At 64.7% G+C, this 13,448-nt stretch carries 13 protein-coding genes; 5 read left to right on the top strand and 8 right to left on the bottom strand.

Annotation, left to right across the window (positions count from 1 at the left end; all coding sequences use genetic code 11):
- Positions 1-30: 30 nt before the first annotated feature.
- Positions 31-621 (top strand): hypothetical protein, encoded by a 591-nt coding sequence (locus tag ACRY_RS18955; RefSeq protein ID WP_011941584.1) that lies wholly within the window; start codon positions 31-33, stop codon positions 619-621.
- Positions 622-640: 19 nt separating this feature from the next.
- Here ACRY_RS18955 and ACRY_RS05065 read toward each other — a convergent pair whose 3' ends face one another.
- The 3 genes from ACRY_RS05065 to ACRY_RS18950 form a co-directional block, all read right to left on the bottom strand.
- Positions 641-1,228, bottom strand: a complete 588-nt coding sequence (locus ACRY_RS05065; protein WP_043509062.1) for a hypothetical protein — start codon at positions 1,226-1,228, stop codon at positions 641-643.
- Positions 1,229-1,511: 283 nt separating this feature from the next.
- Positions 1,512-4,799, bottom strand: coding sequence for an EAL domain-containing protein (locus ACRY_RS05060; protein WP_043509060.1), 3,288 nt, complete (start codon positions 4,797-4,799; stop codon positions 1,512-1,514).
- Between the two features lie 215 nt (positions 4,800-5,014).
- Positions 5,015-5,338: a hypothetical protein gene (locus tag ACRY_RS18950; RefSeq protein ID WP_011941581.1), complete on the bottom strand. Its 324-nt coding sequence runs from the start codon at positions 5,336-5,338 to the stop codon at positions 5,015-5,017.
- Between the two features lie 80 nt (positions 5,339-5,418).
- On the opposite strand from ACRY_RS18950, the gene ACRY_RS05055 reads away from it, so the two are divergent.
- Both ACRY_RS05055 and ACRY_RS05050 read left to right on the top strand, forming a co-directional pair.
- Positions 5,419-7,329, top strand: a complete 1,911-nt coding sequence (locus ACRY_RS05055; protein ID WP_011941580.1) for a methyl-accepting chemotaxis protein — start codon at positions 5,419-5,421, stop codon at positions 7,327-7,329.
- 209 nt (positions 7,330-7,538) lie between these two features.
- Positions 7,539-8,069 carry a flavin reductase family protein gene (locus ACRY_RS05050; protein WP_011941579.1) on the top strand — a complete coding sequence of 177 codons (531 nt, stop codon included), beginning with the start codon at positions 7,539-7,541 and terminating at the stop codon, positions 8,067-8,069.
- A 69-nt stretch (positions 8,070-8,138) separates the two neighbouring features.
- Here the strand turns inward: ACRY_RS05050 and ACRY_RS05045 are convergent, their stop codons facing one another.
- Positions 8,139-8,534, bottom strand: a complete 396-nt coding sequence (locus ACRY_RS05045; RefSeq protein WP_007422136.1) for a DUF2784 family protein — start codon at positions 8,532-8,534, stop codon at positions 8,139-8,141.
- Between the two features lie 132 nt (positions 8,535-8,666).
- Positions 8,667-9,491, bottom strand: a complete 825-nt coding sequence (locus ACRY_RS05040; protein ID WP_011941578.1) for a sulfotransferase domain-containing protein — start codon at positions 9,489-9,491, stop codon at positions 8,667-8,669.
- A 184-nt stretch (positions 9,492-9,675) separates the two neighbouring features.
- Here ACRY_RS05040 and ACRY_RS05035 point away from each other — a divergent pair, with 184 nt between their 5' ends.
- A complete protein-coding gene (locus ACRY_RS05035; RefSeq protein ID WP_011941577.1) occupies positions 9,676-10,206 on the top strand; it encodes a DUF488 family protein in 531 nt (176 codons plus the stop codon).
- A gap of 165 nt (positions 10,207-10,371) precedes the next feature.
- Positions 10,372-10,986, top strand: a complete 615-nt coding sequence (locus ACRY_RS05030; protein ID WP_011941576.1) for a septal ring lytic transglycosylase RlpA family protein — start codon at positions 10,372-10,374, stop codon at positions 10,984-10,986.
- 68 nt (positions 10,987-11,054) lie between these two features.
- Here ACRY_RS05030 and ACRY_RS05025 read toward each other — a convergent pair whose 3' ends face one another.
- The 3 genes from ACRY_RS05025 to ACRY_RS05015 all read right to left on the bottom strand — a co-directional run bounded on the left by ACRY_RS05025 (position 11,055) and on the right by ACRY_RS05015 (position 13,406).
- On the bottom strand, positions 11,055-11,963 hold the full coding sequence (locus ACRY_RS05025; RefSeq protein WP_011941575.1) for an alpha/beta fold hydrolase: 909 nt from the start codon (positions 11,961-11,963) through the stop codon (positions 11,055-11,057).
- A gap of 45 nt (positions 11,964-12,008) precedes the next feature.
- Positions 12,009-12,686, bottom strand: coding sequence for an HAD family hydrolase (locus ACRY_RS05020; RefSeq protein WP_011941574.1), 678 nt, complete (start codon positions 12,684-12,686; stop codon positions 12,009-12,011).
- A gap of 132 nt (positions 12,687-12,818) precedes the next feature.
- Positions 12,819-13,406 (bottom strand): TetR/AcrR family transcriptional regulator, encoded by a 588-nt coding sequence (locus tag ACRY_RS05015; RefSeq protein ID WP_231295345.1) that lies wholly within the window; start codon positions 13,404-13,406, stop codon positions 12,819-12,821.
- Positions 13,407-13,448 lie beyond the last annotated feature (42 nt).

Here is a 13,448-nt window from a genome sequence, read left to right as displayed (position 1 = left end):
AACGTCCGGTTCACAGAGCAGGAGCCCGATATGATCCCGACCGCATCTGCCCCGCCCTCCATCGCGCAAACCCGTCGCCCGCGTACCCGGTCGGCACCGCTGGGGCTCGCGCTGCTGTTGGCCGCCGGCCTCGGGGCCTGCACCAATCCCTATGATCCCGGCCAGCGCGCTCTTGGAGGAGCCGCCCTCGGTGCCGGCACGGGTGCCGCGATTGGCGCTCTTGCCGGCGGTGGCCGTGGCGCCGCGACAGGTGCCTTGATCGGCGGGGCCATCGGTGCCGTGGGTGGGGCCGCGACCACACCCCCTCCACCCTCGCCGTACGAGGCCGGCTATCCGCCGGCGGCACCCGCAAGCTGGTCGCCAGAGATGGTCTGGCTGCCCTCACCCGGCGTCTATGTGGCTCTCGGCTACAACTATCCGCTCTTCTTCTACAGCGGCTTGTATTACTATTTGTATAGTGGTCGTTGGTATGTCGGCTCGTCGTATAGCGGCCCGTGGCGCATCCACGCGGCACCGCCCCCGCTGCGGCGCTTCCACTCCGGCTACTGGAACAGCTATCAGATGCGCGCCCGCAACTACTATCACAACAACCCGGGTTGGCGACACTTCAGGCCGCGCTGATGCCTGGAACGCGCTATGCTCAGGCCGGAGTCGGCCGTGCGGCGTTCACCTCCAGCGTGGCCATGGGATCGGGCAACCAATCCGCGTCGCGGTCAAGGCTGCGTCGTTCCAGCAGCGATCCCCAGGTGTCCTGCTCGCTCAAGAGGCAAGCCGCGACAGGCCGACGGCTCGCGGCGAATGCGGCTGCTAGCGCGTCCTGACCGCTCATCCGCCGCGCTTCATCGAACCCGCCGCGCATGACCTTGTCGGTCGCGCGCATGAAGCACTCGAGGCCCGGGCGCGCGGCGAGGAAGCGTTGATCAAACACCGGCGCGCCGCCATCCACGCCTATTGCCACGAACTCCGCGGCAAGAAGCGCCGCAGGCATGGGCCCGACCGGCCGAACCGTCAGATCCGCCCAGATGCCGCCGAGTTGCTCAAGCAGGAAAAATCGTATGAGATCGAGTTGCAATGGCACGGGTGCATCGGCGGTCAGCACCTGAGCGACCCACGTAAAACCGCCAACACGACAGAGCGAGAGAAGTTCGTCGAGCGACCAGAGTTTCACTTCGAATCCGGGATGATGCAGGCTCCATTCGAGATGGTTCGCGCGAAGTTCCTCCTGCATGCCCTCTTCCCAGGGAGAACCACCGCCAAAGCGCCTCCGTCGTGCCCGCAACAGGTCAATCAGCCAGAACTGGTGAATCCGGCGAGGTATCATCCGCAACTCCCGATCGGCGCATCATGACGGTCCAGCCTCCGAAAGGCAGCAACGGCCCGCCGGTCCGGTGTTCCGACAATAGTAAAGACTTATTAACATCCGCTTATCGATTTGCGGGCGCCGCGTCCCGCCGGTCAAGCGGTGACACGCCGCCAGCGTGAACGACGTCAGCCGTCGCGATCCGCCAAATCTATCGGCGGGCGTTGGCCACACCGGCGTCCGGCGTGTGAGCGGACCGTTCCAGCCACTCCGAGACGGGTATCGGGCAGGCGAAGAAATAACCCTGCATCCGCGGACAGCCGCGCGCCTTCAGGAAGGCGACATGCTCCGGCGTCTCGACCCCTTCGGCCACCACATCGAGATCGAGCCGCCGGGCCATGGCGAGGATCGCCTCGACGATCGCCACGGAAGACGCATCATCCGGCACCTGGCCGATGAAACCTCTGTCGATCTTGATTTCGTGGATCGGCAACTGGCGCAGGTAGTGCAGGCTTGAATAGCCGGTCCCGAAGTCGTCGACCGAGAAGCGGACGCCGCGATCGGCCAGAATCCCCATGATCCGGGCGATCTCGAATGTATCCCTGATCAGCAGATTTTCGGTAATCTCGAGCGTAAGTCGGTCCGCCGGCACGCCGGAGATGTCGAGGGCCGCAATCACGTCGGTGACGAAAGCAGGATCGCGGAACTGTCGCGGGCTGACATTGACCGATAGCCGCCAGTCCGGCCGGTCGCGATGGGCTCGTGCCAGCAGCGCACACGCCTCGCGCAACAGCCACCGGCCCAGCGGAACAATCAGCCCGGATGATTCGGCAATGCCGATGAACTCGGACGGGACGGCGATGCGACCATCACGATCGCGCAGGCGCAGAAGGACTTCCGCGCCGACGGGCTTCCCCCCCAACTCCACCTGGTCCTGCAACCAGATCTCGAACCGCCCAGCCTTCAGCGCACTCCTGATCTCGTCTTCGATGGCATGGCGCGCCACGATCGACAGATGCATCGACTGCCGGAACATGACGACATCGGCTTCTCCGGCCTTGGCCTGATACATCGCCGTGTCCGCTTCGCGGATCAGGGTATCGATCGTGTCATCCGGCTTCGGAAACATCGTGAAGCCGATGCTGGCGCCGAGATGGTACTCACGTTCGCCAATCGAGATAGGCCTTGCCGTGAGCGCGTCGATCATCTTTCGGGCGATCGTGGCGGCATGATCGGCCGCATCGGCGACCGTGCTGCCGGCATCCGCAATGAGAACGACAAATTCGTCGCCGCCGACACGGGCGATCGTATCGGCCGCGCGGACCGCCTGGCGGAGCCGCTGCGCAGCCTGCCGGAGCGCCGAATCACCCGCCGAGTGGCCAAGCATGTCGTTGATCGTCTTGAACCGATCGAGATCGATGAACAGCAATGCTCCCTGCACGCCGGTCCGGCGCGCCTCGATCAGCACCTCGCGCAAGCGCTCGTTCAGCAGACGCCGGTTCGGCAACTCGGTCAGCGGATCGATATGCGCAAGCCGATAGATCTGTTCCTCCGCCTCCCGGCGTTCGGTGATATCGATCCAGACACCGACGATACCCACCGGATTGCCGGCGGCATCACGCTGCAAGGTCTTCTCGTCATGGATCCAGCGATAGCCGCCGTTCTGGTGCCTGATACGGTAGCGATGAACGAATTGCCCGCTCTCGACCGTGCGCGGGACACCGAGGGCCGCCTGCGGCAGGTCTTCGGGGTGCACGTGGTTTCGCCACCAGTCGAGTCCTCGGATATTCCCCGTGGCGTAGCCGAGCATGTCAACGATATTCTCGCTCATGTCGACCAGAACGGCCTCGTCGCCGTGCAGGGCAAGAGCGTAGAGGACGACGCCAGTCGCGGCGAGCAGCCGGTCGATCCGCCGCTCGCTCATCGAATGGGCCATCAGTGCGTCGTCGCGTTCCTGCCGCGTGGTGAACGCCTGCAAAGCCTTGGTCATGTTCGCGGTCAGTTCCACGAGGAGATCGCGCTCCTCCTCTCCAAAGGCCATCGGGTCCGAGGAATAGAGAGTCAGCGCGCCGGCTGCCGGAATCCCGGCCCCGCCGAACGGCAGCGAAATGCAGGACCGGAACCCGGAGGCGAGCGCCTTGTGCCGCCAGGGCTCGAAACGGGGATCGACCGCAATGTCGCGCCAACGGGAGATCCGGCGTTCGCGGATTGCGGTGCCGGCGGGCCCCCGGCCGTTGGGCACATCCGCCCAGGACAGGCGAAGTTGCGCGACATACCCGGTTCCACGCCCGGCGCTCGCCGCGAGGCTGACCGATTTCTCAGGATCGTGCTGCGCCAGACCGACCCAGCACGTATTGTAACCTCCGGTCTCGACCGCAAGCCGGCAGGCCGCGTCGAACACCGCCTGCGCGGTGGTGGCGTGCGCAAAGGCTTCGGTCGCTTCGTGGATCGTCCGCAGGGCCCGGTTGGCACGCTCGAGCGCGTCCTCCCGCAGCCGCCCGAGCAGAAGTGGGGTCAGGCGGGCGACGAATTCCAGAATCAGGCCGTGCGTTTCCTCCGCGATCGCCGGGCTCCTGAAATCGAGCACCAGACCGAAACGGCGGTCGGCAAGATCGAACGGATGGACGACCTGCCGGCGGATGCCGGCGCGGACCAGTTCGCGCAGGCGCGGGTACGCCGGCCCAGGATCGGCGTCCATCATCGGTCCGCTGTCATACATCCGCCCCTCGACGAGGGCCGCGCCGAAACTGATGGTGTCGACCGGGTGGCCGGCAAACCAAGGGGTCATGTCAAAGTCGGCCAGATCACTGTCTTGAGCGATATGCGACTTGACGTATTCCAGCATCCGGTATGCCGGATGAAACGCGACGAGAAAGCAGATCGCCGCACCGGCGCGTTCGGCGCAACAGGCCAGGGCATGATCGAGAGCGGCGTCGAAATTCGCCGCATCGGCAATCGCCTCGGAAAGGCGGTTCCAGAACGCAAGATCGGCCGATACCTTCGCCTGCTCCCGGTTCAGCCGCCGCAGTTCGAGTTCGGTCATCACCGACTGGGCGAGTTCTGTGAGGAACTTCCGGCTGGACGCATCGAATTCCGCACGCGGCTCAGGCGAGAGCACGCACATGCTGCCGATACGATAGCCGTCCGGCGTGATGATCGGCGCACCCGCGTAAAACCGGATATGGGGAAAATCGGCGACGAGCGGATTGTCACGGAAGCGTTCGTCCTCGCGGGCATCCGGCACTACAAGAGGACTGTCGGTGCCGATCGTGTGCTCGCAAAATACGGTGCCGCGGGGCATGCACTCAAGATCGGTGCCGACCTTCGCCTTGAGCCAGTGACGGGAGGCATCCGCGAAGGATACCGTGGCGATCGGCATGTCGAGCCCATGCGCCGCAAGGCGGGCAAAGCGATCGAAGCTCTCCTCCGCCGGTGTGCCGACGATATCGTAACGGCCAAGGGCGGCCAGGCGCCGCGTTTCCGTATCGTCAGACGGCAAGCGGGCTTCCCCTGCTTTCGCGGGTGACAGGAGGCAAGCTCCGGCGCGCATGGTCAATCTCTAGCGCTCCGATATGCCGCAGCGTCCTTACTATTTCATGATACCACGCCAACACGTGGAAACCACAATCCCGGCGTCTCTCCCTCTTGTTCATCTTTGACCAAAGTTGCATCAACGAACCGAATTGTCTGACCGGTGCCGTGTATGTGGTGCGATCAATCAACCTCTCGATGATGTCGAATTCCACGAACGTCATGATACATTGGGAAAGAAACAATAACAACAAAATTTGAACCAAGGGAAATCCACATCGCACACCAGCCAATATTTATCGCGTTGATTCTGAAAATATTCGCACTTGAACGCCGCCCGAGAAGATATTTTTCTAACAGGTGCAGAAGGTGTTCATAAATTGAGAATAAGTTATATATCCTGCCATAAAAGCACTTCACCGCCCCGCGCTGAGCCGATGACAGGACGGCCGGCACGGGCGACTCGGCCCCGCTGACAGCGGCTGGTTCCGGCACGAGAACCGACACGCGCCTCGTATCGATCCCGGATATTCTTTCTTAATCTTTTGCAGGCAAATGAGGCGCTCGTCGTCGTTGGGAGATTGTTCGTGCTCAAGAAGCTCTCGATCCGCTATCAGTTCGCCATGCTCGGTGCTTTTGGCGTCGCAATCACTGTCGCGGCGGTGGCGTTGAACCTGTTCGACTCATACCAGATGGAGTTACACTCTAAGGAAGCCCAGGCCAGAGCACTGGTCGCGAGCGCCGTCACCTCGACTGAAACCTATGTCCATCTCGCGGATCAGGGAGTGATCACGAAACAGAAGGCCCAGTCCCTCGCTCTCAAGGCTCTGGGCGCGGCGCGCTTCGATCACGGCAACTACTTCTTCGTCTACGACCGGCACGGCGTTGCGCTGGCAAATCCGAAAAAGTCGGTGATCGGGAAAAATCTGGAGAACGTGAAGGATCCATACGGTCATTACGTGATCCGCCCACTGATGCAGGCAGCGGCGAGCGGTCATCCGATCTTTCATGAATATTATTGGCCGAAAGCGGGATCCTCGACTCCCCAGCCCAAGATTTCCTACATGGCGGAGGTGCCGGGCTGGCACTGGATGATCGGGTCCGGTCTTTACATCAGTGATCTCAGAACGAATTTCTGGAACGGGGTGCTGCGTTTCGCCGCGATCTTCATTCCGGTTCTGTTCGCCTTTCTTCTGCTCATGATTTACATGCAGAAAAACATCGCGAACATCCTCAAGCGCATGACCTCGGTGATGAAGGCGCTGTCGACGGGCGATTCCAGCGTTGATGTGCCTTTCACCGACCGGACCGACGAGATCGGCGGCATGGCGAGCGCGGTCGAGATCTTCAAATCCGCGGGCATCGAGAAGGCGCGGCTGGAAAACGATGCCACGGCAGCCGCACGGCAGCGCGAAACCGAGCGTGCTCGTACGGAGGCGGAACGCGCCGCCGCCGCGCAGCAGCTCGCCACGGTGGTCGATTCTCTCGCCCATGGCCTGGAGGAACTCTCGGCCGGCCGGTTGACGTTCCGACTGACCGCCGCCTTCGCAGCGGAATACGAACAGCTCCGGACAGACTTCAATGGCGCGATGCAAAGGTTGCAGGACGCGATGCGCGTGGTTGCCACAAATGCCTCGGCCATTCGCTCCGGCAGCGGCGAGATCTCCAGCGCTGCGGACGATCTGGCTCGCCGCACCGAGCAGCAAGCCGCGACCCTCGAGGAAACTGCCGCAGCACTCGACGAAATCACGACGACGGTACGCAATACCGCGGACGCAGCGGTGCATGCCCGAAATATCGTCGATACCGCGAAGCAGGACGCCGAGCATGGCGGCTCCGTTGTGTCGCAGGCGGTGCGGGCGATGGGGGAAATCGAGAACTCATCGAAGCAGATCGGCAACATCATCGGCGTGATCGACGAGATCGCCTTCCAGACCAACCTGCTGGCGCTGAACGCGGGTGTCGAGGCGGCGCGGGCCGGCGAAGCGGGGCGCGGTTTCGCCGTGGTCGCCTCCGAAGTTCGGGCGCTGGCGCAGCGCTCGGCCGATGCCGCGAAAGAGATCAAGACACTGATTTCCGCCTCCAACCAGCAGGTTGTCGCGGGCGTGGACCTTGTTGACGAGACGGGCAAGGCTCTCGAACGGATCGTCCGCCAGATCGCCGAACTCAACGACTCCGTTGCGAAGATCGCCGCCTCGGCGCAGGAGCAGTCGACCGGGCTGGTGCAGGTGAATACCGCCGTCAGCCAGATGGATCAGGCAACGCAACAGAACGCGGCCATGGTCGAGGAATCAACGGCTGCCAGCCACAGCCTCGTTCAGGAAGCCGAGCAGCTTACCCAGCTGATCGGGCGGTTCGATCTGGGCACATCGCCCGCCCCCGCCTCACCGGGCAGACTGCCGGTAACGCCGCCGCGGCCCGCGGCAAAGCCGGCCCCCTTTGCCGCCCCTAAGCGGCACCTCGAAGGCGCCGATGCCGGCGATTGGGAGGATTTCTGAAGCTGCGACGAACGATCACGGCTGGCCAGGAGGCTTCCGGAATGATCGCCGATGCGCTTCGCCCGCAGCCCCGGCACCGCGCGTCCGGTGAGTTGGCATGAAGATGTCGCACCTGGTTGACGCAAATCATTGCCGCCCGAGGTGTTCGAGGCTCTTTTGCGGGCATACGGCATGACCACGCCGCGCTGAAGCCGTGGAAAGGTACGGCGATGAGGGATCTTCCGCTCGCCAGGGTCTACCAATTCATCGAGCCCGGGCCCGTCGTTCTGCTCACCACAGCAGAGCGGGGACACCTCAATGTGATGACGATGTCCTGGCATATGATGGTGGAGTTCGAACCGCCGCTGATCGCTTGCATTGTCGGCGAGGGCGATTACAGCTTTGCCGCCCTGCGCAGGACGGGAGAATGTGTCATCGCCATTCCAGCGGCGGAACTGGCTTCGACGGTGGTCGGCATCGGCAACTGTTCCGGCCGTGACGTCGACAAGTTTGCGCGATTCGGTCTGACGGCAAGGCCGGCCCGGCTCGTGACCGCGCCGCTGATCGCCGAATGCTTCGTCAACCTCGAATGCCGCGGCATCGATATGCGTCTGGTCAGACGCTACGACATGTTCGTGCTCGAGGTCATCAAGGGGTGGATCGACCCGGCACGCCGGAACGCGCGAACACTCCATCATCGCGGCTTCGGCCGGTTTGCCGTTGATGGCGAAACCATCTCGTTTCGTTCGAGGATGCGGTAGACCAACCCTCTGCAAACGACCGGCAGGTCAGCCCCGATGGCCCCCACACCGGTCGGCTCGCAAGGTGATCTACCGGTTTCGCGTCGCCGTTCCCCAGAACGGCACATAGACGGTCAGCGCCACAACGTAGAGAAACACGGCGCAGTAGAGGATCTGAAAGAACCACATTGGCAGGTTCCAATAGATCAGCCGATCGACCCATTGCATGATCAGCGGGTGCACGGTCCCGGCGCCGCCCGCCAGATCCTGCTGCCAGATGGTCAGGATGCAGGCACGGCCTGCCACCGCCTGGCCGGCAACCACCGCGAGAAGAGCAAGATGAAGCAGCCGGAGCCACGCAACGCGAATGACCCGCCAGCCGAGGCGCGCACCGACAGGGATCACGACCAACCCCGTTACATTGAACAGGATGACGATCACATGCACCGCAAGGATCGCATCCGCGAGCACAAGAATCTCCCGCATGGGTCTCCGGTTGGGCAAATGGAACAAGTTGCCTGATTGCGCACCATGATCCGATTTCATCGACGCAGAAAGCCCAAAGTGATGCCGGAGCCGTCCTGCGCGGGTTGGCGAGGAGCGCTGCCCCGACCTTGTTCAGAGATAGGCGAAGCGGCGCATCTGGGGCGCCTGGGCGTGCTCCACCGCGCGGCTCTGCCGATCCGACAGCACGTCGCGCCACTGTCCGGCGCGCCCGTTGCGGAAGAAGAGCGCCGCCGCCCCCGGCCGTTCGACAAAACCCCGTTCACGTTCCTGTGCGGCGAGGACGTCGAACGCACTGTGTCGGATCGCGCGGGCAAGGCGGGGGGGATCGGGCTCCGCGCCAAGAAAGCGGATCACGTCGCCAAAACCATCGGCCGGATCGGCGAGCAGATCTTCATAGCGCAACACCATTGTCGGCCAGGCGGGGTGCGCGGTCCATGACTCCACATGCCGGTTCCAGGAGCCGACGAATTCGGTCACCTTGTGGACGTTGTCTCCCGACACCGCGCGATCGTCCGTCATCAGATCAATCAATGCGTCATGGCTAACGCCGAGGTGATGCGCATAGGAAACCGCGACATCGCGCGGATCCCGCACCAGATAGATCGCGCGATCGGTGACCCCGGCCGTCACGAGCGGCGTGCCCGCATGGTCGACATTGGCATTGTGCGTCTTGACGAAGACCCGCTGCGGGTCGGCGCCGGCGATCGCGCGGTGAACGGCGGGACGCAGGCGGGCGGCCGCCTCGGCCGACAGCGTCGCATCCGGTTCGGCCATGAAAGGCCGGTAGAGCGATGCTCCGCTCTCGCCGGTCGAAAGCAGGGTCAGCCGATTGATGTCCTGCGGCCGGCCCTCATCGAGGATATAGTTCTGCAGGAAAGCCCGCAGCCAGGTGTTGCCGGATTTCGGATAGGAGGCGAGCCAGATGATGCGTCCCATGTCAGATCGTCCTCCGCCGAGGGCAGCAGGCGCCGCCCCGCCCCGATCGCACTTGTGAAATCGGCCTTTCGCTCAAGTCCGGCAGTCCTGAAAGATAGCCCGTCGCCGCACATATCCGGTGGCAACTCCGGTTTTGCAACCGCCGCCGGCGGCTGGCGGGCTTGGGCAGTTTCCGTGATCGCGGGTGACCGGGCTCGGCGTTCGACTTCGCCGCGCCGGTGTCTATACTCCGCCCATGGACACCGATGAACTGGCCACGATCGGCTACGAAAAATGCGGCTTTGATGATTTCGTGCGGTGCCTGCGCGAAGCCGGCGTTCGCCAGGTGATCGATGTCAGGGACCTGCCTCTCTCGCGGCGCGCGGGTTTTTCGAAGCGACAACTCGCCGCCGGTCTCGATGCGGCTGGAATCGGCTACCACCACCTGCGGGCGCTGGGCACGCCGGCAGCGGGGCGCGAGGCCAATCGTCGTCGGCGGTGGGACGAGTTCTGGCGCATTGTCGACGACCGTCTGGCTACGCCGGAAGCTGCGTTCGCGCTGGCGGAGGCCGCGGAACTGGCCTCGGCGAAGCCATCCTGTCTTCTGTGCTACGAGGCGGCGGTCTGCCAATGCCACCGGCTGCGCGTGGGTGAACGTCTCTCCGCCAGCCATGGGTTCCGGCTTCGGCATCTCCTGGTCCACGGCGCGGTCGGGCATACGCCGCCCTCGCGCTGAACACGCGCCGCCCGGACGCCGACGTTTCCGCCCGCCCAAACCCTGCCACATTTCGGCCATGCATCTTCCTCATAACCTCTGCCCATGGACACATCACCAAGATGCGCCCTTGAGTCGGGAGAGCAGAATGTCGCGGTCGAGCGTCGGTCCGGAGCATGGCTCAGGATGGGCGCGATCATTCTCTGTACGGCAGGGCTTGCCGCATGCGCCGCCAAGGCGCCGCAGGCCAGTCTCGCCATGCCGCCGCCTGCCGAACCGCCTACGCAGGCACTTCCCGCGCTGACCGTCGCAAAACGGCTGAGTACGATGCCTCCCGTCGCGGTGCCGGCCGTTCTCCGCCCGCCGCTCGATCTCTCGGGACGCAACGAGACCGGCAAGGCCTCCTATTACGCCCGCCGTTTTGCCGGCCGGCGCACCGCCGATGGCCAGCGCTTCAATCCGCACGCGCCGATGGCCGCCAGCAAGACGCTGCCGCTCGGCACGGTTGCCAAGGTCGTCAACCTGTCCAACGGCACGAGCACGACCGTCACGGTCGCCGACCGGGGGCCGAATGTCGAAAGCCGCATGCTCGATGTCAGTCCGGAGGTCGCGATCCGCCTCGGCATGATCCGGGAAGGCGTTGCGCGGGTTCTGGTCGAGCCGATCACCATCCCGGAGCCGGATGGCAAGGTGAAGCTCGGCGCGGGCGCGGCGCATGCCTCGAAGGCACAGATCGCGGCCGCCATCGGAACCTCCCGGCGCGTGATGCGCCAGGACGGGATCCGGGTCGCGGACCGGTGAGCCGCGCGCCCCTCGTCTGACGACGTCCTTTCCGCCCGATCGCAACGCTCGCCAAGGTGCCGGCGAGCCTATCTCGCGTGCGCCCTCAACGCGCACATCAGATCGTGCGACCGGTTCACCAGAACCGAGAAATGCCCCTCCCCGTCATAATAGGTGGCGGCGCATTGCCTGAGCCGCCCAGCCATGAGGCGTGCCGCTTCAACCGGCAGGATCCGATCCTCGCCGCCATGCCACAGCAGGACCGGCACGGGCACGTCTCCGATCCTGAATCCCCAGGGCCGGGCCAGCCGTTCGATCTCGGTGCGGTTCGCGGCGCCGCCCTGCAAGGCTGTCTCGGTCATCGTCCGCGCCATCAGGTCGAGCATGGCCGGGTTTCGCATCAGGGCCAGATCCTCGCCGCCCAGCCAGTGCGCCATGCGCATGAGCCGGGCAGTGATCATCTCCCTCGTCGGAATGCCGTCCGGTCGAAACTGCCTGAGCCGGCGCCGCAGATAGCGCGGGAACAGAGACGCGATCCACCAGGCGAGCCGTCGCTTCAGCGGCCCTGAGCGACGCGCGATCGCCGGCGGCGGCAGGGCGCTGACCAGCGAGCACACCGTGATGCGGGCGGGGCAAGCCCTCGCGCAGGCGAGCGCATAAGGCCCTCCGGCCGACATGCCCTGCACCGCGAACCGGCCGATTCCGAGAAGATCGGCCGCCTCCAGAATATCCGCCGGCCAATCGAGAAGCCTGTCGCCCGGTCGGGGGGCGGAGCGTCCGATACCGGGACGGTCGAATGCGAGGATACGAAGGCCGGCCGACCGCGCCGCATCGGCCAGCACGAGGGCCTCCAGCCGCGAAGAACCGTGCCCGTGGAAATGAAAGACCGGTGGACCTTCCGCCGCGCCGACATCGAGATACCCGAGCGCCCGCCCATCGTGCAGCCTCACCGTCGAACCGGGTTCGTTCTCCGGAACGCCGCCTTCAGTGAGGATCATGGGACGGGCACAATCCGGCGGGTCGGGGCCGGTCAGGCACGGATGTCACCGGCGACCACCGATCTCGTCGATATGGCGCAGCAGATCGGCGGGGTCCTCGTAGACCCTGATCGCGCCAGCCTCCCGCAGCTCATGGGCGCCATACCCCCCGCTCAGCAACCCGACACCCAGGGCCTTGCAGCGCGCCGCCGCGAGCATGTCCCAAATGCTGTCGCCCACCACGACCGCCGCTTCGATCGCCGCGCCGAGCCGCTCCGCCGCGGCGAGAAAGAGATCCGGGTTCGGTTTTGCGTGGTTCACCTGATCGCGCGTGATCACCGCCGCCTGCTCGGGGTCCACCTGCAGCGCCTCGAGATTGACCGCGGCCGTCTCCATGCGCCCGCTGGTCGCGATCGCCCAGGGCACGCCGGACCCGGTGAGATGATCGAGAAGTGCCCTCGCACCCGGGAGAGGACGAATCCGTTTCCCGTAACGCCGATATGATTCGGCATGGCCCCGACGGAGGCGCTCGATGCGTTCCGGGCTGATCTCCAGCCCGGTCTCGCGGAGGAGCTGGTTCGTGAAGAGTCCGCCGCTCATGCCAATCTTCCGATGGATGCGCCAGACGGCAAGGTCGATATCCTCGGCATCGAGCGCGTCCTTCCAGGCCAGGACATGCTGGTAAACGCTGTCGACCAACGTCCCATCAAGGTCGAAAAGGAAGACCGGTTCTCTGGGTATCATGGTTTCGTCTTTCTCGTTGTCCTCAACCGGCTCAGGGCATCACGCCGAGATCCGCACGATATCTGGGGACTCTCATGCACGCCGGACAAGACGCGATCATCTCGCGCATCCGGCCGGCAGGCTCGCTGGCGATCAGCCGCCGCGCGCCATCGGAGGCCGCAGCCCGTCGACGAAGATATCGATGATACGGAGCACCTGGACTTTCCAGCCCGGATCGGGCTGGCGCGCGTAACACAGAGCGAACACCGTCGACATGATCTCCTGCGTGGTGACATCCGCCCGCACCGAGCCGTCCGCCTGGGCCCGCGCCACGAGGCGCTCCATCGCGACGATCAGCGGCGCGGACACCTCGGAATACTGTGCCCTCGCCTCCTCCGTCATCGCCACCGACAACGCGCCGATCAGGCCTCGCTTGGTCTCGACCAGCCCGACCATTCCGTGAATCCACGCCCGCAGCGCCTCCAGCCCGTCGCCGGCTGATTCCAGTTCGGTGGCCGTCTCCGTCGCCTGTGCAACCTCGCTGGCGTAGACCGCCAGGAACAGCGACTCGCGCGTCGCGAAATGGCGGTAGAGCGTGCCGATGCCGAGGCCCGCACGCCGCGCGACCGCTTCAAGGCTCGCCTCCGGACCGCCCTGCCCCAGTATCTCCTTTGCCGCCGCGACGAGTCGCTCGCGGTTGCGCTGCGCATCCGATCTTGGCTTGCGACCGGCGATCTGCATCGTGCCGAACTCTCCCATTGCTAAACGGAGGCACGCTCCGTA

The organism is Acidiphilium cryptum JF-5 (assembly GCF_000016725.1).
Classification (GTDB): Bacteria; Pseudomonadota; Alphaproteobacteria; order Acetobacterales; family Acetobacteraceae; genus Acidiphilium; species Acidiphilium multivorum.
This window is presented reverse-complemented; position numbering and strand designations above follow the sequence as displayed.

Bases quoted from the DNA above. Each gene is read 5' to 3' on its own strand.
- ACRY_RS05040 (WP_011941578.1), bottom strand. From the start codon at position 9,491: ATGGGACGCATCATCTGGCTCGCCTCCTATCCGAAATCCGGCAACACC.
- ACRY_RS05020 (WP_011941574.1), bottom strand. From the start codon at position 12,686: ATGATACCCAGAGAACCGGTCTTCCTTTTCGACCTTGATGGGACGTTG.
- ACRY_RS05015 (WP_231295345.1), bottom strand. From the start codon at position 13,406: ATGCAGATCGCCGGTCGCAAGCCAAGATCGGATGCGCAGCGCAACCGC.
- ACRY_RS05050 (WP_011941579.1), top strand. From the start codon at position 7,539: ATGAGGGATCTTCCGCTCGCCAGGGTCTACCAATTCATCGAGCCCGGG.
- ACRY_RS05030 (WP_011941576.1), top strand. From the start codon at position 10,372: ATGGGCGCGATCATTCTCTGTACGGCAGGGCTTGCCGCATGCGCCGCC.
- ACRY_RS05045 (WP_007422136.1), bottom strand. From the start codon at position 8,534: ATGCGGGAGATTCTTGTGCTCGCGGATGCGATCCTTGCGGTGCATGTG.
- ACRY_RS18955 (WP_011941584.1), top strand. From the start codon at position 31: ATGATCCCGACCGCATCTGCCCCGCCCTCCATCGCGCAAACCCGTCGC.
- ACRY_RS05065 (WP_043509062.1), bottom strand. From the start codon at position 1,228: ATGCAGGAGGAACTTCGCGCGAACCATCTCGAATGGAGCCTGCATCAT.
- ACRY_RS05025 (WP_011941575.1), bottom strand. From the start codon at position 11,963: ATGATCCTCACTGAAGGCGGCGTTCCGGAGAACGAACCCGGTTCGACG.